General features: G+C 75.3%; 13 protein-coding genes and 1 pseudogene. 6 read left to right on the top strand and 8 right to left on the bottom strand.

The features are described from left to right. Window positions 1–30 precede the first annotated feature (30 nt). The 3 genes from Sfr03f_RS21765 (at window position 31) to Sfr03f_RS21755 (ending at window position 4,492) form a co-directional block, all read left to right on the top strand. Window positions 31–1,878 carry an ABC transporter ATP-binding protein gene (locus Sfr03f_RS21765; RefSeq protein ID WP_108955673.1) on the top strand — a complete coding sequence of 616 codons (1,848 nt, stop codon included), beginning with the start codon at window positions 31–33 and terminating at the stop codon, window positions 1,876–1,878. A gap of 143 nt (window positions 1,879–2,021) precedes the next feature. Further along, window positions 2,022–3,479 (top strand): pyridoxal phosphate-dependent decarboxylase family protein, encoded by a 1,458-nt coding sequence (locus Sfr03f_RS21760; RefSeq protein WP_108955672.1) that lies wholly within the window; start codon window positions 2,022–2,024, stop codon window positions 3,477–3,479. Window positions 3,480–3,523: 44 nt separating this feature from the next. After that, window positions 3,524–4,492, top strand: a complete 969-nt coding sequence (locus tag Sfr03f_RS21755; RefSeq protein ID WP_108955671.1) for a serine/threonine dehydratase — start codon at window positions 3,524–3,526, stop codon at window positions 4,490–4,492. 95 nt (window positions 4,493–4,587) lie between these two features. On the opposite strand, the gene Sfr03f_RS21750 is transcribed toward Sfr03f_RS21755, so the two are convergent. Beyond that, entirely contained in the window at window positions 4,588–6,159 is a 1,572-nt protein-coding gene (locus Sfr03f_RS21750; RefSeq protein ID WP_108955670.1) for an SDR family oxidoreductase, read from the bottom strand. Between the two features lie 209 nt (window positions 6,160–6,368). Next, complete coding sequence (locus tag Sfr03f_RS21745; RefSeq protein ID WP_108955669.1) at window positions 6,369–7,814, bottom strand: glyceraldehyde-3-phosphate dehydrogenase; 1,446 nt, start codon at window positions 7,812–7,814, stop codon at window positions 6,369–6,371. A gap of 318 nt (window positions 7,815–8,132) precedes the next feature. On the opposite strand from Sfr03f_RS21745, the pseudogene Sfr03f_RS21740 reads away from it, so the two are divergent. Continuing rightward, a pseudogene (locus Sfr03f_RS21740) lies at window positions 8,133–8,687 on the top strand (aldehyde dehydrogenase family protein); the annotation flags it as partial. Here the strand turns inward: Sfr03f_RS21740 and Sfr03f_RS21735 are convergent. The 3 genes from Sfr03f_RS21735 to Sfr03f_RS21725 form a co-directional block, all read right to left on the bottom strand. Then, window positions 8,677–9,051, bottom strand: a complete 375-nt coding sequence (locus Sfr03f_RS21735; RefSeq protein WP_108955668.1) for a hypothetical protein — start codon at window positions 9,049–9,051, stop codon at window positions 8,677–8,679. The pseudogene Sfr03f_RS21740 and the gene Sfr03f_RS21735 overlap by 11 nt on opposite strands. A 60-nt stretch (window positions 9,052–9,111) precedes the next feature. Continuing rightward, a complete protein-coding gene (locus Sfr03f_RS21730; protein WP_159105702.1) occupies window positions 9,112–11,121 on the bottom strand; it encodes an NUDIX hydrolase in 2,010 nt (669 codons plus the stop codon). 184 nt (window positions 11,122–11,305) lie between these two features. Then, complete coding sequence (locus Sfr03f_RS21725) at window positions 11,306–14,476, bottom strand: acetyl-CoA carboxylase family protein (protein WP_108955666.1); 3,171 nt, start codon at window positions 14,474–14,476, stop codon at window positions 11,306–11,308. A 185-nt stretch (window positions 14,477–14,661) separates the two neighbouring features. Between Sfr03f_RS21725 and Sfr03f_RS21720 the strand changes: the two genes are divergently transcribed. Next, complete coding sequence (locus Sfr03f_RS21720; protein WP_108955665.1) at window positions 14,662–15,753, top strand: winged helix DNA-binding domain-containing protein; 1,092 nt, start codon at window positions 14,662–14,664, stop codon at window positions 15,751–15,753. Window positions 15,754–15,972: 219 nt separating this feature from the next. Here Sfr03f_RS21720 and Sfr03f_RS21715 read toward each other — a convergent pair whose 3' ends face one another. From Sfr03f_RS21715 to Sfr03f_RS21705, 3 genes are all read right to left on the bottom strand, one after another. Continuing rightward, window positions 15,973–16,581 (bottom strand): maltokinase N-terminal cap-like domain-containing protein, encoded by a 609-nt coding sequence (locus Sfr03f_RS21715; protein ID WP_372514407.1) that lies wholly within the window; start codon window positions 16,579–16,581, stop codon window positions 15,973–15,975. A gap of 31 nt (window positions 16,582–16,612) precedes the next feature. After that, the gene (locus tag Sfr03f_RS21710; protein WP_108955663.1) at window positions 16,613–17,416 is read right to left on the bottom strand and encodes an SGNH/GDSL hydrolase family protein; all 804 of its coding nucleotides are present in this window, start codon (window positions 17,414–17,416) and stop codon (window positions 16,613–16,615) included. A gap of 127 nt (window positions 17,417–17,543) precedes the next feature. After that, entirely contained in the window at window positions 17,544–17,756 is a 213-nt protein-coding gene (locus tag Sfr03f_RS21705; RefSeq protein ID WP_108955662.1) for a hypothetical protein, read from the bottom strand. Window positions 17,757–17,983: 227 nt separating this feature from the next. Between Sfr03f_RS21705 and Sfr03f_RS21700 the strand changes: the two genes are divergently transcribed. Next, window positions 17,984–18,970, top strand: a complete 987-nt coding sequence (locus tag Sfr03f_RS21700) for a BtrH N-terminal domain-containing protein (protein ID WP_108955661.1) — start codon at window positions 17,984–17,986, stop codon at window positions 18,968–18,970. Window positions 18,971–19,027 lie beyond the last annotated feature (57 nt).

Below are 19,027 nucleotides of genomic sequence, written 5' to 3'. Positions count from 1 at the left end.
CCGGCGCACCACGACACTAGGCGCACACACATGGACTCGCCTGAGAAACCTGACCAACCCGAGAAACGCGAGGGCCCGCGCAAGGGCCCCGTACTCCTCGCCCTCCGACACTACGGCCGGGAACTCGCCCGGCTCCGCCGCTTCACCGTCCCCGCCCTGCTGCTCCCCGCGCTGGGCAACATCGGCCTCTACTACGTCGCGCCGCTGATCGTCGCCAAGCTGATCGGCCACGTCGCCGGCGAGAAGGACCCGGGCGGCCCGGGGACCTTCGGCGCGGCGCTCCCCTACGTCCTCGGGTTCGCCGGCGTGCTGCTGTTCGCCGAGGCGCTGTGGCGCCTGGGCCTGCACTGCCTGAACCGCCTCGACGCCTACGGCATCGAGCACCTCTACGTCGTCGGGATGGACGAGCTCTACGCCAAGGACTCGGCCTTCTTCCACGACAACTTCGCCGGCTCGCTCACCAAACGGGTCCTCAGCTTCGCCACCCGCTTCGAGGAGTTCGCCGACACCCTGACCTTCAACATCATGGGCAGCTTCGTGCCGCTCGCCTTCGGCTCCGTCATCCTGTGGAACTACGACCCGCTGCTCGTCGTCGGCCTGCTGACGATGATCACGGTCACCGCGTTCTGCGTGGTCCCGCTCATCAGGCGACGGCAGAGGCTCGTCGCCCGGCGGGAGGAGGCCATCGCCCGGGTCTCCGGTCACGTGGCCGACAGCCTGATGAACATGGAGACCGTCCGCGCCTTCGCCGCCGAGCGGCGGGAGGCCGCCGAGCACCGTTCCCGGGTCGTCGAGTCACGCCGGCTCACCCTGCGGTCCTGGGACTACGGCAACCTGCGCATCGACACGCTGATCGCCCCCATGTCCGTGCTGACCAACCTGCTGGGGCTGCTGCTCGCGGTCTCGCTCGGCGGCGGGACGCACAGTGTGGAGGCGGTCGTCGTCGCCTTCACCTACTACACCAACGCGACCCGGATCATGTTCGAGTTCAACCAGATCTACCGCCGTCTGGAGAGCTCGATGACGGAGGCCGCCCAGTTCACCGAACTGCTGCTGGAGCCCCCCACCGTGCTCGATCCGCCGGAGCCCGAGCCGCTGCGCCCGGACGGCGCCGACATCCGCTTCGAGCGGGTGACCTTCGCCCACGGGGGCGGCAGTCCGCTCTTCGACGGTCTCGACCTCACGGTGCCCAGCGGGGCGAAGATCGGCCTGGTCGGCCGCTCCGGCGGCGGCAAGACCACGCTCACCCGGCTGCTGCTGCGGATGACCGACATCGACGGCGGACGCATCCTGATCGGCGGTCAGGACATCAGCAGGCTCCGCCAGGCCGACCTCCGCAGCATGATCGCCTACGTGCCGCAGGAGCCGGCGATGTTCCACCGCACCCTCAAGGAGAACATCGCCTTCGCCCGGCCGGGGGCCAGCGACGCGGAGATCCGCCGCGCCGCGGAGGCGGCGCACGTCACCGAGTTCGCCGACGCGCTGCCGGAGGGCTTCGAGACGATGGTCGGGGAACGGGGCGTCAAACTCTCCGGCGGACAGCGGCAGCGGGTCGCGCTCGCCCGGGCCATCCTGCGCGACGCGCCGGTCCTGCTGCTGGACGAGGCGACCAGCGCCCTCGACTCGGAGAGCGAGATCCTCATCCAGGAGGCGCTGTGGCGGCTCATGGAGGGGCGCACCGCACTGGTGGTGGCGCACCGGCTCAGCACGGTGGCCGGCATGGACCGCCTGGTGGTCCTCGACCGGGGGCGGATCATCGAGCAGGGAGCCCACCACGAACTGCTCGCCGCGGACGGGGTCTACGCCAAGCTGTGGGAGCACCAGTCCGGAGGGTTCCTGGAGGACGACGACCCGGTCCGGGCCGGCAACCCGGTCTGAGCGGCGCCCGCCGCACCCCCGCACCGCCGCACCGCCGCACGTCCGGCGGTGCGGCGGACGTCCGGGGGTGCGGCGGACGTCCGGGGGTGCGGTGGCCGTCGGGGGTCTGGTCCGGCGTCACCTGGCTGTTCTAGGTTGCGCGCATGCCAGAACTTCCAGGCCGGACCCCGGCCGAGATCCTCGCCCGCCTCGACGCCCTGCGCGCCGCCGACCTGCCGGTCCGCGGCGGACGGACCATGGCCTACGTCTACGACTCCGGACTGGACGGGGCGGAGGACCTGGCCCTCGCCGCCCAGACCCGGGTGGCGGGGGTCAACGGCCTGGACATGACGGTGTTCCCCAGCGTCGTCACGCTGGAGAACGAGGTGACCGGCCGCGCGGCCCGGCTGCTCGGCGGCGATGCCCGCACCGCCGGCGTGTTCACCAGCGGCGGTACCGAGAGCTGCCTGCTCGCCGTGCTGACGGCGCGGGAACACGCCCGCAGGACACGGGGCCTGCGGGAGGGCGCCGAACTGCTGCTGCCCGCGACCGCCCACGCCGCCTTCCACAAGGCGGCCCACCTCTTCGGGCTCACGGTCGTCGAGGTGCCGGTCGACCCGCAGACCTGCGAGGTCCGGGCCGAGGACATGGCCGCGGCGATCACCGACCGCACCGCGCTGGTGGTCGTCTCCGCGCCGTCCTACCCGCACGGGGTGATCGACCCGGTCGCCGACGTCGCGGCCGCGGCCGCCGCGCGCGGCGTGCTCTGCCACGTCGACGCCTGCATCGGCGGCTGGTACCTCGGCCACCTGCGCCTCGCGCCGGACGCCCCCGACCTGCCGCCCTTCGACCTGTCCGTCCCCGGCGTCACCTCGATCTCCGCGGACCTGCACAAGTACGGGTACACGCCCAAGGGCGCCTCGGTCCTCCTCTTCCGCGACGCCGGCCTCAGGCGGCACGGCTGGTTCGCCCAAGCCGGATGGCCGGGTTACCCCGTCGTCAACCCCACATTGCAGGGCACCCGATCGGCCGCGCCGCTGGCCGGCGCCTGGGCGGTGCTCGAGCACATCGGGACCGACGGGTACGTCGAGCTGGCCCGCCGCGTCCACGCGGCGACGGTCCGCCTCGCGGAGGGGATCACGGCGGTCGACGGACTGCGCGTGCTGGGGCGGCCCCGCGCCTCCCTGCTCGCCGTCGCCTCCGCGGACCCGGCGCTGGACGTGTTCGTCCTGGCCGACGAGATGAGGACGGCCGGCTGGTACCTCCAGCCCCAGCCCGCCCGCGGCTCCTCACCGGCCAACCTGCACCTGACGGTCACGGCGGCCGCCGCCGGCGAGGACCGCCTGCGGGAACTGCTCGCCGAGCTGGAGAAGGCGGCCGCCCGGGCACGGGCGGCGGGCCCGGCCGTCGTGGACCGCGAGGTCGCCGCCGTCGCGGCCGCGCTGGACCCCGAGGCGCTCGGGGAGGAGGAAGTCGCCCTCGCGCTCGCGGTGGCGGGGGTCGGTGAGGACGGAGCCCTCCCCGAGCGGACGGCCCCCGTGCTGGCGGTCCTCCAGGCGATGCCCCCGGCTCTCGCGGAACGGCTGCTGCCGGAGGTGATCGGTCGGCTCTACCGGCTCTGAGATGCTCGGGCGAACAGCCTGCCGCCCGCAAGGAGGAGCCGAAGGTGCAGCACGCATCGCTCGCGTACAGCGACGTGAAGTCCGCCCGCGACCGGATCGCCGGGGGCGTCCGGCCGGTGACGGTGGCACCGGTCGAGGCGGGGGCGTTCGACGGGTTCCAGGTCCATCTCGCCCTGGAGTTCCTGCAGTTCACCGGCAGCTTCAAGGCGCGCGGCGCGCTCAACTTCGTCGAGGCGCACCGTGAGCAGGGCTCGCTGCCCGAAGCCGGGGTGACCATCGCCTCCGGCGGCAACGCGGGCGTCGCCTGCGCGTGGGCCGCCCGGCGGGTGGGTGTCCGCGCCACCGTCTTCCTTCCCCGGTCGGCGCCCGAGGTCAAGGTGCGCCGGCTGCGGGGACTGGGCGCCGAGGTGCGGCTGGTGGGCTCCGAGTACGCCGAGGCGGCCGCCGCCTGCGAGGAGTTCGCGCGGGAGAGCGGGGCGCTCGCCTCCCACGCGTACGACCATCCGCTGATCGCGGCCGGCGCGGGCACGCTGCTGGAGGAGATCCGCGAACGGGTGCCCGGCCTGGACACGGTGGTCGTCTCGGTCGGCGGCGGAGGCCTCCTGGCCGGCGTCGCCACGGCCGCGCGGACGCACGGGGTGCGGACGGTGGCGGTGGAGCCGCAGGACTGCCGGGCGCTCGACGCCGCGCTGGCGGCCGGACGCCCGGTGGACGTGCCCGTCCGGTCCGTGGCGGCGGACTCGCTCGGCGCGCGCAGGGTCTCCGCGGACGCCCTGGCGGCGGCCCGGGAGGACTCCGTGCGGTCGGTGCTGGTGCCGGACACGGCGATCGTCGAGGCCCGCAGGCTGCTCTGGGAGGAGCGGCGGCTCGCCGTGGAGCACGCCGCGGCGGCCGCGCTGGCGGCGGTCCTCCCGCAGCGTGACCCCGGCCACGGCTACCGCCCCGAGCCGGGCGAACGGATCTGCGTGGTCCTCTGCGGCGCGAACACCGACCCCTCCGACCTCACGGACTGACCGGCCGCACCCCCCGGCCCGCCTCACCGGTGCGGGGCCGGTGCGGGTCCGGGGCCGGCAGGTGCCGGTTCGCGGAACGGCGCGAGGCCCCAGGATCAGTCCCGCCGTGCTCGCCGGGCCGGGCGGCCGCGCCGTGGGCGTCGTGCGAGGCCGGCTCGCGGGGCCGTTCCGCCGCGTTCGGCCGCCCGGGCGATGTTGCGGGCCATGCCGCCGAACACCACGGCGTGGAACGGCGACACCGCCCACCAGTAGGCGTGGCCCAGCAGCCCGTGCGGGTGGAAGAGGGCCCGCTGCCGGTAACGGGTCCGGCCGTCCGGGCCGGCGTCCGCGTACAGCTCCAGCCAGGCCAGCCCGGGCAGGCGCATCTCGGCGCGCAGCCGCAGCAGCCGGCCCCGGTCGATCTCCTCCACCCGCCAGAAGTCGAGCGAGTCGCCGGCCCGCAGCCGCGTCGCGTCGCGGCGGCCACGGCGCAGACCCACGCCGCCCGCCAGCCGGTCCAGCAGCCCGCGCACGGACCAGGCGAGCGGGAAGGAGTACCAGCCGTTCTCGCCGCCGATGCCCTCGATCACCCGCCACAGCGCCTCGGGGGAAGCGTCCACGGCCCGCTCCCGCCGGTCCGTGTACAGGCTGCCGCCGGCCCAGTCCGGGTCGGTCGGCAGCGGGTCGCTCGGGGCGCCCGGCACCGCGGCGTTCGACCAGCGGGTGTCCACCCGCGCCTCGCGGACGTTGCGCAGCGCGAGCCGCACGGCCTGCTCGAAGCTCAGCGGACCGCCCGGGGGGTCCGGCAGGTACCGGGTGATGTCGCGCTCGCGGCACACCACCTCGTGCCGCAGCGACTCGGTTAGCGGCTTGGCGATCGAGGCGGGCACCGGCGTGACCAGGCCGACCCAGTGGCTGGACAGACGGGGCGTGAGCACCGGCACCGGGACGATCACCCGGTGCGGCAGGCCCGCCACCTCCGCGTAGCCGCGCATCATGTCCCGGTAGGTCAGGATGTCGGGCCCGCCGATGTCGAAGGCGCGGTTGACGTCCGCGGGGAGCCGCGCGCAGCCCACCAGCCACCGCAGCACGTCGCGGACGGCGACCGGCTGGATGCGGGTCCGCACCCAGCTCGGGGTGACCATCACCGGCAGCCGCTCGGTGAGGTAGCGCAGCATCTCGAAGGAGGCCGAGCCGGAGCCGATGATGACGGCGGCGCGCAGCACGGCCGTCGGCACGCCCGACTCCAGCAGGACGCGGCCCACCTCGGTACGCGAGCGCAGGTGCGGCGACAGCTCCTCCACGGGCACCCCGGCGGGAGTGAGGCCGCCGAGGTAGACGATCCGGCGGACCCCCGCGGCACGCGCCCGCTCGCCGAAGATCCGCGCGGCCCGCCGGTCGGTCTCCTCGAAGCCGGAACCGGTCCCCAGCGCGTGGACCAGGTAGTACGCCACGTCGACGTCCCGCATGGCCTCCGCCGTGGACTGCGGATCGGTGACGTCGCCCCGGACCACCTCGGCCTCACCCGCCCAGGGATGGTCGCGGAGCTTGCCGGGGGAGCGGGCCAGACAGCGCACCCGGTGCCCGGCGGCCAGCAGCTCGGGGACCAGGCGGCCGCCGATGTACCCCGTCGCACCCGTCACCAGACAGCGCAGTGGCGCGGCGTCGCCGCGGGCGCCCTCGCTCATCGGCCTCGCTCCCGTCCCGTCCCTCGACGACGCCCGGCTGGGCGCCCGGCCGCTTCCAGGATGTTCCACCGCGGCCCGCCCCGCATCGCGAGACCGGACCCCGGTCCTCGACCGGCCCGTCGGTGCCGTGCCGCCGTCACGGGAGACGGGTGTGCCCCGGCGACGCGATGTCGCCGGGGCACACCCGTCCGCGGCCGGTGGCGGGCCGGTCAGGCCGCCGGGGCCGGGTAGGTCGGGTACTCCACGCCGGAGACGTGCTGCACCACACGGACCACCTGGCACGAGTAGCCGAACTCGTTGTCGTACCACAGGTAGAGGATGGCGTTGTCGCCCTCGACCTTGGTGGCGCCGGCGTCGACGATCGAGGCGTGACGCGAGCCGATGAAGTCGCTGGAGACCGCGTCGGGGGCGCTGATGAAGTCGATCTGGCGCTTCAGCGGCGAGGTCAGCGACACCTCGCGCAGGTACTCGAGGACCTCGGCGCGGGTGGTCTCGCGCTTCAGCTGCAGGTTGAGGATGGCGATCGACACGTCCGGGGTGGGGACGCGGATCGAGCTGCCGGTGATGGTCGCCCGGAGGTCGGGCAGCGCCTTCGCCACGGCGGAGGCGGCGCCGGTCTCGGTGATGACCATGTTCAGCGGCGCGGAGCGGCCGCGGCGGTCGCCCTTGTGGTAGTTGTCCAGCAGGTTCTGGTCGTTGGTGAACGAGTGGATGGTCTCCACGTGACCGCGCAGGACGCCGTACTCGTCCTCCATCGCCTTCAGCGGCGGCACGATCGCGTTGGTCGTGCAGGAGGCGCAGGAGATGACGTTCTCGTCCGGCTTGATCATGTCGTGGTTGACGCCGTGGACGATGTTCGGGACGTCGCCCTTGCCCGGAGCGGTCAGCACGACCTTGTCGATGCCGGGGCGCAGGTGCTTGGACAGGCCCTCGCGGTCGCGCCACTTGCCGGTGTTGTCGATCAGGATGGCGTTCTTGATGCCGTACTCGGTGTAGTCCACCGACTCGGGGGAGTCGGAGTAGATGACCTGGATCGTGTGGCCGTTGGCCACGATCCGGTTGTTCTCCTCGTCCACCGTGATGGTGCCCTGGAACTGGCCGTGGATGGAGTCGCGGCGCAGCAGCGAGGCGCGCTTGACCAGGTCACCGCCACCGCCGTCGCGGACCACGATCGCCTTCAGGCGCAGGCCGTTGCCCGAGCCGGCCTTCTCGATGAGCAGGCGCGCCAGCAGGCGGCCGATCCGGCCGAAGCCGTAGAGGACCACGTCGCGGCCCTCGCGGCGCTCGATCTTGTTGGCGCCGGTGGCGCCGGCGACCGCCTCGGCGGTGAACTCCTCGACCGACAGCCCGCGGTCGTCGGCCTTGTGGGCCACGGCCAGCATGCCGATGTCGATCTGAGAGGGGCCGAGGTCCAGCGTGGTGAGGGCCTGCAGGAAGGGCATCGTCTCGACGACCGACAGCTCCCCGCCGACGATCTGCCGGGCGAAGCGGTGGGTCTTGAGGATGCTGATGACCGACTTGTTCACCAGGGAGCGGCTGTGGACCAGGACCGTGACGTCCCGCTCCCGGTGCAGCTTCCCGATGATCGGGATCATCGACTCCGCGATCTCCTCGCGGTTCTTCCAGTTGGTGAACGAGTCGTCGTTGACAGTCACTGGTCCATCTTTCGAGCTAGGCGGCGCTCACATGTTAACCATCTCGACGTACGGTCATCGAAACCGGGTCCGGCGCCGGGTGGGCAGGTGGATGCGCGTGGTCCCGGGCCGCCGCGATTCGTGCAGGTCCGTCCGCTTCCGGGCGTTGTCGGGGCGGCCCGGATGTGCGCTTGATCACCCGCGCTCCGGACGGCCCGGACCTCCCGCCGACCCGCCGCCGGAGTCTTGACGCGCCGTGACTCGCCAGGGTGTGCGTACGCGGTGGCCGGGAGGGACGGCGCATGGGGTACCGCCGGCTTCGGCGCACCCGGCAGTTGGATCTGGTGCGCGCTGAGCAACGCCGGCCGGACCTGCGCGGGCGTCGAACGCGTCTACGCGGTGCGGGAGATCCACGGAGAGCTGTGCCGGCGGGTGGTCGAGCGCGCGACGGCGATGACGGAGGAGACCTTCGGCCCGGTCGTCGTCGTCAACCCCGTCGCCGACGCCGACGAGGCGGTGGAGCGGGGGAACGCCTCCCGCTATGCCCTGGGCGCGGCGGTGTTCAGCGGGAGCGCGCGCAGCGGCGCGGCCGTCGTCTCCCGGCTGCGGGCCGGAGCGGTGTCGGTGAACTCCGGTCTCGGCTTCGTCGCCGTGCCGGCCCTGCCGTTCGGCGGTACCCAGGAGTCCGGGTTCGGGCGCATCCACGGCGAGGAAGGGCTGCGCGCCTTCACCTCGGTCCAGTCCATGACGGTGCAGCGCTTCAGCCCGCCGATCGCCCTGACCTCCTTCGAGGTGCCGGCCGCCGTCCGCGAGCGCGCGGTGCGCACGGCGCGGTCACTGCACCGGCGGCGCCGAGCGGGCGCGGGCGGGCGGGACGGCGGCGTCAGGCGATGAGCGCCATGAAGCCGCCCCGCGTGGGGGCGCCGTTCATGAGCGCCGGAACGTCGACGACCTCCGGCAGCCGCTCCACCGAGAGGACCACCGCGCCGCCCGCCCGCGCGGCGTCGCCGCACCAGGCGCTCATGTCGGCCTCGCCCAGCACCAGGGCGGCCAGCGAGGGGATGACGGCACCGTGCTCCCCGGGGCCGTCCACCACGCACAGGGTGTGCTTGGGGACGATGCTCCACCCCTCGCAGGTGGGCAGCGACCGGTCCTCGGTCGCGAGCGGCGGCAGGGCCTCGTGGAACGGCGCGCCGCTGAGCAGCAGCAGCGGCGTTGCGCCGGGCACGAACATCGCTTTCTCCGGATCCAGAAGCATCCGCCAACTCTGGCAGGTGAGGACCGTCCTTGACCAGCCGCCTCGGGGCACGAACACGGATCAGCCCCGCGCCGGGCGCCCGGCGACCAGCTCGACCGCCCCGGTGCCGCACTCACGGACCACCAGGCACTCCCGCACCCGGGCCGCGTCCGCGGCGGGCAGCACCGTCTCGAGCCGCTCCAGCGGCACGGCCAGCAGCCCGACGGCACCGCTTCCTCCACGGGGCCCGCCCGCGCCGGTCGCCTCCGCGGCCGCCCCCGCGTGGGGCGCCGCCTCCGTGCCGACCGCCCCGTCGACCCCGCTCGTGTCGACCGCGCCGGTCACCCTGGCAGTGTCGGCCGTCCGGGTCGCCTCCGGCGCGCAGCTGTCGGTCGTCCCCTCGGCGTCGGCTGTGCCGGCTGCGTCGCCCGCGCTGGTCACCCTGGCCGTGTCAGCCGTCCGGGTCGCCCCCGGCGCGCCCGCGTCGGTCGTTCCGGCCACATCGCACGCACCCCTCACCCTGTCCGCCTCGGCCGCTCGGGTCGCCCCCGGCGCGCAGGATTCGGTCGTCCCCTCGGTCTCCGCCGTGCCGATCGCGCCGATCGCGCTGGCCGTGCCGGCCGTGCCGGCCGCGCCGCCCGTGCCGGCCGCAGCATCCGCCCATTCCCGGCCGACCGCAGCGCCCGCCCAGGCCCCGTCGGCCGCGGCCTCCGCCTCGAGGAGGACCCCGCCGTCGTAGACGTGGAGCGTCTCCGGGAGGACACGCGCGCCCTCGCAGCCGGAGGCGGCGCCGGGGACCCAGTCCACGGCGAGCAGCGCGCCCGGCGGCACGTCCCGCCCCAGCCGCTCACGCAGCACGCGGCGGGCGGCCGGGCGGGGTGTCTCGCCGGTGTCGCCGGCCACCGGGGCCGAGGGCAGCGACCAGCCCGACTCCCCCTCGCGCGCCAGCACCACCCGGCCGGCCGGGTCGGTGAGCAGCACGGCGACGGTCGTGAGCGCCTTGGCACGGGTGGCCAGCCGGTCGGCGGCCGCCGCGGGACCGGCGCCCCCTTCCTCGAGCGGCGCCCGCCGGGCCGGGGGGAGGCCCACCGCGGACCCGGGCTGGGGCAGCCCGCCCTCCAGGTGCGCGACCGTGCCCGCGGCCAGCGCCCGCAGCCCGTACCGGAGCCGGTTGCCGATCTGGGCGGGAAGCACGGCCAGGGCCTCCTCGGGGGCCAGCCAGTGGACCGCCAGGATCTCCCCGTCCGGGAAGCCGATCGCCGCGACCTGGTCGTCCGTCAGCGGCCCCACCGTGAACACGTGCACGTCCAGGGCCCGGCCGTAGGTACGCGCCGGGGTGCTGTCCACGGCGACCAGCCGGCCCACCGGCACCCCGGTCAGCCCGAGCTCCTCGGCCAGCTCCCGGGCCGCGCCCCGGCGCGGGGACTCCTGCGCGTGGACCATGCCGCCCGGCAGGCCGAAGGGGGAGCCACCGCCGTGGTCGTAGGAGTGCTCGGCCACCAGCACCCGGCCGCGCGTGTCGGTGATCAGCGCGGCCGCCGCCATCATCGGGGACGGGAGCAGCGCGTAGTGGTCCTTGAGGTCCACCGGCACGGGCCGGCCCTGGCGCAGCTGCGCGGTGTGCGAGCCCAGCGACGCCCGCAGGGCGGCCCTGACCCGGCGGCGCAGCGGCTCGGGCAGCCTGCGCAGCGCCTCCCGCTCGGTGACGTACTCCGCCGCGAGCAACTCCTCGCGCTGCAGCACCAGTTCCTCCAGCGCCGGAGGGCGGCGGGGGTGCACGGCGTAGACGCAGGCGACGTGGGCGCGGCCGTAGACCTCCTTGGGCATGCTGTCGACCGCCAGCAGCCGCCCGACGCGCGCGCCCCGGATGCCGAGCTCCTCGCGCAACTCGCGCTCGAGCGCGGCCACCGGCTCCTCGTCGTCGACCATGCCGCCCGGCAGGTCCCAGCCCTCCTTGTAGGAGGGGTCGACGATCAGGACCCGGCCGGACCCGTCACGGATCAGCGCGTCCGCCGCCATGACCGGCGCCGGGTGGACCGCGAGGTATTCGGAAAGACCGGCCGCACCGGCCGTCGGCTGGGTCACCGTCACGGACAAACCTCCACCGGTCGCCGCATCGCGCCTCCTCTCGCATCGAACGCATGTGTGCTCACAAGGAGCAACGAGCGAGGGTGACCGGGCGTAACGGCCTGATCCGGACGTATCCGGACGGCACCGGCCTGGCGGCCCACCGGCCTACCGGCATGCCGGCGGAGCGCGGCTCCGGCCGCGGCCCTCACCAGGTGTCGACGAACCGCCGCTGCTCCGGCGCGCCCCGGTCGTCCTCCCAGCCGTCCAGCGCTGCGGCGATCCAGGCCCGGGAGTCGGCCGGGTCGATCACCGCGTCGATCTCCAGCGCCGCCGCCGCGTTCACCGCCTTGCCCTGCTCGTGGAGTTCGGCCACCCGCGCCTCGAACACCCGGGCCCGTTCCGCGGGGTCCTCGATCGCCTCCAGCTCCCGCCGGTGGCCGAGCCGGACCGCGCCCTCCAGGCCCATCCCGCCGAACTCCCCGCTGGGCCACGCCGCGGTGGCCGCCGGGGCCCTCGTGGAGCCGCCCAGCATGGCCATCGCTCCCAGGCCGTACGCCTTGCGCAGCACCAGCCCGACCATCGGCACCCGCAGCTGGGCGCCCGCGACGAAGAGCCGGGCGAAGTGCCGTACCGTCGCGGTGCGTTCGGCGTCCGGACCGACCATGAAACCCGGGGTGTCGCAGAGCGTGACGACGGGCAGCCCGAAGGCGTCGCACAACCGCAGGAAGCGAGCCGCCTTGTCGGCCGCGTCCCGGTCGATCGCGCCGCTCAGATGCCCAGGATTGCTGGCCAGCAGCCCCAGCGGCCTCCCCTCCACCCGTACCAGGCAGGTCAGGATGCCCACCCCGAACTCCGGGCGCAGTTCCAGCACCGAGCCGATGTCCGCGAGGCCGCGCACCACGGCGCGGACGTCGTAGGCGCGACGGCGGTTCTCCGGGACCACCCGCCGCAGCCGCCGCCGGTCCGGGGCCTCCCAGTCGTCGACAGGCCCCTGGAAGTAGGACAGGTACCGCCGCGCCACCCGCACGGCCTCCGCCTCGTCGGCGGCGGCGACATCCACCACCCCGTTGGGGACCTGCACCGACAGCGGGCCGACCTCCTCCGGCCGGTACACCCCGAGCCCGCCGCCCTCGATCATCGCCGGGCCGCCCATCCCGATGGTGGCCTCCGGCGTCGCGATCACCACGTCGCAGCAGCCCAGCAGCGCCGCGTTGCCGGCGAAGCAGCGCCCCGAGGCGATGCCCACCAGGGGCACCCGGCCGCTCAGCCGACCCATGGAGCGGAACGTGCCCAGGTGCAGCCCCGCCACCGCCGTCGAGTCGGTGTCGCCCGGCCGCCCGCCGCCGCCCTCGGCGAACAGGACGACGGGCAGCCGCCGCCGGTCCGCCAGCTCCAGCAGGCGGTCGGTCTTGCGGTGGTTGTTCATGCCCTGCGTGCCGGCCAGCACCGTGTAGTCGTAGGACATCACCGCGCACGGACGGCCGTCGATCCGCCCGGTGCCGGTGACCAGGCCGTCCGCCGGGGTGGAACGGATCAGGTCGTCCAGGGAGCGCCGCCGCCGCTGAGCGGCCAGGGCGAGGGCGCCGAACTCGGTGAACGTCCCCTCGTCGCACAGGTCGGCGATGTTCTCGCGGGCCGTCCGGCGCCCCTGGGCGTGCCGTTTCGCGACCGCTTCGGGACGGTTCTCGTCCAGGCCGAAGGCGTGCCGCCGGAGTGCCTCGGCGAGGTCGGGACGCACCTCGTCCGGATCGGTGGGCTCCGCCCCGGCGGGCGCCTCCTCGGACGCCGCGCCCGTCGGCTCCAGCTCGGCGAGCACCGCCCCCTCGGCCACCGTCCCGCCCGGCCGCACCCGCACACCGCGCACCCGGCCGGCCCAGGGCGCGGTGACCACGTGCTCCATCTTCATCGCCTCCAGCACCAGCAACTGCCGCCCCGCGCCCACCTCCTCGCCGGGCCGGACGTCCACCTGCACCACCGTGCCGGTCATCGGGGCCCGCACCAGGCCCCCCTCGTCGTCCGAGGCCCCGCCCGGCCTCACCGGCTCCACCGGGGCGAGGGCACGCGCGCGGCGTTCCACCGTGTCCGGGCGGGTCCAGAACTCCGGCTCCGCCAGCACGGCCCGCAGCAGGGGGATGCCGGTGGACAGGCCCTCCACGCCGAACTCGCCCAGCGCCCGCCGGACCCGCGCGCAGGCGGCCTCCACCGGACCCGAGGGCACGTGCGCCACCACCTTGGCGAGCAGCGGGTCGTAGCTCACCCCCACCTCCAGGCCGGCCCGCAGCGCCGTGTCCACCCGGACGCCCGGCCCCGACGGCAGGTCGAAGCGGGTGAGCCGGCCCGCCGACGGCCGGCCCCCGCCGTCCGGACCCGTCGCCTCCGCCGTCACCCGCGCCTGCACCGCGTGGCCGCGCGGCGCCGGCGGCTCCGACAGCCCCAGCCGGGCCAGCGTCGCCCCGGCCGCCAGGCGCAGCTGGACGGCCACCAGGTCGACACCGGTCACCTCCTCGGTGACCGTGTGCTCCACCTGGAGCCGGGGATTGACCTCGATGAAGCGGAACTCCCCGTCCAGCACCAGGAATTCGACGGTCGCGAGTCCCGCGCACCCGGCCCTGCGCGCCAGTTCCAGCGCGGCCTCCCGCATCGACGCGCGCAGGGAGTCGTCGAGACCCGGCGCCGGCGCCATCTCGACGAGCTTCTGACGGCGGCGCTGGGTCGTGCAGTCGCGGTCCCACAGGTGCGTCACCGCACCGGAGGCGTCCCCCACCACCTGCACCTCGACGTGCCGGGCCCCCTCCAGGAGCCGCTCCGCGTACAACTCGTCGCGTCCGAAGCCCTGCCGGGCCTCCGAGCGGCACCGCTGCCAGGCCTCGTCCAGGTCCTCGGCGCGCCGCACCACCCGCATGCCGCGCCCGCCGCCGCCGGCCACCGCCTTGACCATCACCGGCCCGCCCGCCAGCAGGGCGCGCGCCTCCTCGACGCCCGCCCCGCCGTCGGTGCCCTCGAGCACCGGCACCCCGGCCTCCGCGGCCAGCCGCCGCGCCCGCGCCTTGTCGCCGAACACCTCCAGCACCTCGGGCGCCGGACCCACGAACACCAGGCCCGCCTCGGCGCACCGGCGTGCGAACCCGGCGTCCTCGCTGAGGAACCCGTACCCCGGGTGGACGAAGCCGCAGCCGGTGCGCAGCGCCGCCTCCACCAGCCCCGCCGCGTCCAGGTAGCCGCCCGGGACCGCCACCGCCTCGTCCGCGGCGGCCAGATGCGCCTCGTCGCCCGCGGCGTGCGCGGCCACGGCACGCCACCCCAGCTCCGAGGCCCCGCGCAGCACCCGTACGGCGATCTCCCCGCGGTTGGCGACCAGAACGGCGGCAGACCCCATCAACGCTCCTCACGGACCGCGCGGCCGACCCCGCGCGACGAACATCATCGACCGGCCCCGCCATGCTCTCCGGGCCCTGACCAGGGGTCAATGTGCGGCCGTACAGCGTCCTGAGCCCCACGACGTCATTTGTCACACCGGCCGGCAGGACGGGACGGCGCCCCGGCAGGCGGCAGGCTGGCGGCATGAAGGAACGCCTGACCCGCCGACGGCTCAACCGGGCCACCCTCCTGCGCCAGTCGCTCGACGAGCGGGCCGAGCTGTCCGTCGAGACGATGGTCGAACGGCTGGCCGGCCTCCACGCCCGGACTTCCGACCCCCCGTACATCGGCCTGTGGAACCGGGTCGACGGCTTCCGCAAGGAGGACCTCACCACGCTGCTGGACCTGCGGGCTGTCGTACGGGCCTCGCTGCACCGCGGGGCGCGGTACCTGGTCACCGCCGAGGACTACCTCTGGCTGCGCCCCACCCTGGAGCCGATGCTGCGGGGCAGGCGCGAGCGCCTCCTGGGGCGGCGCACGGCCGGCGTCGACTGCGGGCAACTCGCCGCCGCCGCACGGGGCCTGCTGGCCGGACGGGTGACGCCGCGCCCCGAGCTGGGCCGGGCGCTCGCCGACCGCTGGCCGGGACGGGATCCGCTCGCCCTGGCGCGCTCGGCGCGGTTGCTGCTGCCGGTGCTCCACCCACCGCCGTCCGGGCTGTGGGGGAGGCGCGGCCCCGCCGCCTTCGTCCTCGCGGAGGAGTGGCTGGGCCGGTCCCTCGCCCGGCGGCCCGACCCCGCCCGGCTGGTGACGCGCCACCTGGCCGCGTTCGGACCGGCCACCGTGGAGGACGTCCAGGCGTGGAGCGGAACGAGCGGACTGCGCGAAGTGGTCGAGGAACTCAGGCCGCGTCTACGGGAGTTCCGCGGCGAGGACGGCGAGGAGTTGCTCGACGTGCCCGACGCGCCGCTGCCCCCCGAGGACCTGCCCGTCCCGGCGCGCTTCCTGGCCGCGCGGGACGACGCCGTCCTCGCCCACGCCGGCGGCACCCGGCTGACGGGGGCGGAGCGGCCCCGTCACCCACCGGGGGAACCGGCGTTCCTGGTCGACGGCTTCGTCCGCGGCGGGTGGTCGCTCGCCAGGGAGCCGGGTGGACGGGCGGTCCTCACCGTGCGGCTGTCCGCCCCCCTGACCCGGCGGCAGCGGGAGCAGGCCGCCGGCGAGGGCGCCGCCCTGCTGCGCTTCGCGGCGGAGGACGCGGACCGCCACGACATCCGGTTCATCGCCGCGGGGTGACGCGCCAGCGGGTGAGACGGCGGCCGGGTCCCGTCGTCGGCCGGGCCGCCCGCCGCCGGATGGGCGGCCCGCGGAGGACGCGGACCGCCACGACATCCGGGCTACCGCGCCCCGGGGTGACGCACCGCCGGGTGAAGCGGCGGCCGGGTGCCGGCGGGGCCACCCGCCACCGGCCGGGGCGGCGGCGGGTGGGTGGCCCGGCCGGTGGCGGGAGCGAGGTCAGGCGGGGAGGACCCGGACGAAGGCCCCGCGCCGCGGCTCGCCCCCGGCGGTCCAGCCCGCGGTGACGCCCGAGGCCGGCACACCGGCCGTCGGGCCCTCCGGCGTCTCCTCGAGCACCCGCAGCACCCGCAGAGTGACTCCGTCCAGCAGCACGTCGGTCCATCGCTCGCCGTCCACCACGGCCGGCCGCCCGCTCACCCCGTCCGGCAGCGGTCCGCCGTAGGAGGCCACCACCGAGGTGTCCGGGGTGTCGCTCACGCTCTGCGCCTGCGGTACCGCCCGCCCCCGCAGCAACGCCACGACCTGCCCGACCGCCACCGGGTCCCGGGTCGCGTCGTAGACCCAGCGGGTGCCCAGCACCCCGTGCTCGCTGGTGCCGATCAGCGCCTCCTCGGCTCGCTCCAGCGGCGCGCCGCGGTAGGTCATCGGCTGGTGGTAGACGGTGCCGTCGGCGTCCTCGAGGACCGCGAACTCGATGCCCACCTCCCCGGCGGGATCGTCGAGCCGGAAGCCGCCGGCCCGCTCCAGCCGCGGCGTCCCCGCACCCCGGTACCAGGGGCGGCCGGGCAGCCACGCGGTCAGCAGCTCCACCTTCGTGGGAGCCATCGTCGTTCGGTGAATGACTGACATGGCGCCATCATTCCAGTTCGGCCGTGGCCCGCAGCGGCAGGAGATGTGGACGTTTGGCGGTGCGGCCCTCCCCGGAGGACCTGCCCCTCAGCCGCCGGACCAGCCAAGGGCCCAGGAAGGAGCCGAGCCACCGCAGCTCGGTGGCGAAGGCGTGCGGACCGACGGGCGGCGGCGTGGCCTCCGGCGGAAGCGGGCGCGTCCAGCCGTCGTCGCTGCCCTGCAGCTCCAGCGCGTGGGCCAGCGCGGCGGCGATCCGGTCGTGGCCGAGCGGACTCGCGTGCAGCCGGTCGGGGCTCCACAGTCGGCGGTCGGTGATCACCGCGTGCCCGGCCACGTCCACCAGCGCGACCCCGTGCCGCCGGGCCGCCTCACGGATGCGGTCGTTGAGCGCCAGGGCCCGCGGGGTGAGCACCCGCCCCAGCGGCGTCATCCCGGCCGGGTCGGGGAACGTGACTGTGGCGACCCGCGCCCCGGCCGCGGTCAGCGCCGCGAACATCGCCTCCAGGTGCCCGCCCACCTCGTCGGCGTCGAACCGCGGCCGCAGCAGGTCGTTGACCCCGGCGACCACGGTGGCCAGGTCGGGGCGCAGGGCCAGCGCCGGCGCCAGCTGCTCCTCGCGCACCTGCCCGGCCACACGTCCGCGTATCGCCAGGTTGGCGTAGGCGAAGCCGGGCACGCCCTCGGCGAGCCGCTCCGCCAGCCGGTCGGCGAAACCGCGCAGCCCCGAGGCGTCGTCACCGTCGCCCATGCCCTCGGTCTGGCTGTCCCCCAGGGCGACGTAACGGCGGAACGGGGGCGCGGGCTCGGTCATCGGCGGTCCTCTCCTGGATGTGCGAGCCAGCTTGGTGTCCGCCTCCGCGAGAAGCAACCCACGCCCGCGTGGGCCGGCAGGGGGATGGGCACCGGCGGGACGCCGCCGGGGGAACCGCCGCCCGGTCTCAGCCCTGCTTCCGCATCACCCGCGCCGCCGCCTCGCTCTCCGCGGCGGGGACGGAGAGCTCGCTCAGCGTGTCGAGGTCGCGGTCGTCGGCGAGTTCGGACTCCCAGGCGTCGGCGAGGCGCTCCTGCTCCTCGCGGGGACGCCGCTCGACGTCCGCGCGGTGCTCGGGGCTCAGGGCGTGCAGGAACCGTCCGACGGTGTCGGTGGTCATTCGTCCTCCTCGGTCACTCGGCTCCGGGCCCCGCACCCGTCCGCGGCGGCGGCCCACGAGCCCGATCGTGCCCCGCGGTCGGCCCGTCGGCCCCGTCGGCGCGCCGACGGCCCACGCGTCAACGGGGCGACGGTCCATGTCATGAGGCGGCGGTCCGCGTCACGCCGGGAGGGGCTCGTGCGACGGAGGGCCCGGCGAACCGTTCGGCTCCGCGGCACCATGGCCGGGTGAGAATCGTCGAAGACATCGAACCCCGCGGCACGCGGCACTGCGAGACGTCGACCCTGGGGGTCCTGCTGCGGCATCAGAAGCTCGACCTGTCGGAGCCCATGCTCTTCGGGCTGGCCTCCGGGCTGTCGTTCGTCTACTGGGACAGCAAGCGCATGGACTTCCCGTTTTTGGGAGGCAGGGTCAAGCCGTTCGAGCTGACCCGGAACCTCGCCGCCAACCTCGGCCTGGACCTACGGGTCCAGGAGACGACGTCCCCGCGCACGGCGTGGAGGAACGTGGTGACCGCCGTCGACGCGGGGCACCCGGTCGGGCTCCAGCTGGACAGCTTCCACCTCGAGCACTTCACGTCGAAGGTGCACTTCGGCGGACACGTCGTCGCCCTGTACGGCTACGACGACGACCGCGCCCTCCTGGTGGACACCGACCAGCAGGGCGGCGCGGTCTCCACCGGCCTGGACTCCCTGGCCGCCGCCCGGGCGGAGCGCGGCCCGATGACCGCACGTCACCGCTCCTTCACCCTCCACGTCCCCGCGGACGCGCCCTCCCCGTGGAGCAGGATCGTGCCCGCGATCACCGCCTGCGCCGAGGCGTTCCTCCACCCGCCCATCGCCAACGTCGGCCACCGCGGCATCGAGAAGGCCGGCAGGCTGGCGCCCACCTGGCTCGACCGGGCCGTCGACCCCGCGCGGGACCTGCCGCAGGCCGCCCTCCTGATGGAGAAGGGCGGCACCGGCGGCGCGCTCTTCCGCAACCTGTACCGCGACTTCCTCGCCGAATGCGCCCAGCGGCTGGACAGCGCCCCGCTGCGCGAAGGACTCCGGCTGTACACCGAGGCGGCCACCCGGTGGACGCGGGTGGCCGAACTGATCGACCTGGCCGGCCGGACGGGCGAGGAGAAGCACCTGACGGAGGCGGCGGAGCTGCTCCGCGGCCTCTCCCGGCTGGAGCGGGACGCCATGGAGCGGCTCCTGCGCGTCGCCTGACACCGCCCGCGAGGACGCCGGCCGTCCCGTGCTGCCCGCGCCCTCGGCCCGCCGCGC

It is taken from the genome of Streptomyces fragilis (genome assembly GCF_003112515.1).
GTDB classification, from domain to species: domain Bacteria; phylum Actinomycetota; class Actinomycetes; order Streptomycetales; family Streptomycetaceae; genus Streptomyces; species Streptomyces fragilis.
Note: the sequence above shows the minus strand (reverse complement) of the source record. Positions and strands in the feature narration are given on the sequence as shown.

Coding starts and splice junctions, on each gene's coding strand:
- Sfr03f_RS21765 (WP_108955673.1), top strand. CDS start 31: ATGGACTCGCCTGAGAAACCTGACCAACCCGAGAAACGCGAGGGCCCG.
- Sfr03f_RS21760 (WP_108955672.1), top strand. CDS start 2,022: ATGCCAGAACTTCCAGGCCGGACCCCGGCCGAGATCCTCGCCCGCCTC.
- Sfr03f_RS21750 (WP_108955670.1), bottom strand. CDS start 6,159: ATGAGCGAGGGCGCCCGCGGCGACGCCGCGCCACTGCGCTGTCTGGTG.
- Sfr03f_RS21735 (WP_108955668.1), bottom strand. CDS start 9,051: ATGCTTCTGGATCCGGAGAAAGCGATGTTCGTGCCCGGCGCAACGCCG.
- Sfr03f_RS21725 (WP_108955666.1), bottom strand. CDS start 14,476: ATGGGGTCTGCCGCCGTTCTGGTCGCCAACCGCGGGGAGATCGCCGTA.
- Sfr03f_RS21720 (WP_108955665.1), top strand. CDS start 14,662: ATGAAGGAACGCCTGACCCGCCGACGGCTCAACCGGGCCACCCTCCTG.
- Sfr03f_RS21715 (WP_372514407.1), bottom strand. CDS start 16,581: ATGGCTCCCACGAAGGTGGAGCTGCTGACCGCGTGGCTGCCCGGCCGC.
- Sfr03f_RS21710 (WP_108955663.1), bottom strand. CDS start 17,416: ATGACCGAGCCCGCGCCCCCGTTCCGCCGTTACGTCGCCCTGGGGGAC.
- Sfr03f_RS21705 (WP_108955662.1), bottom strand. CDS start 17,756: ATGACCACCGACACCGTCGGACGGTTCCTGCACGCCCTGAGCCCCGAG.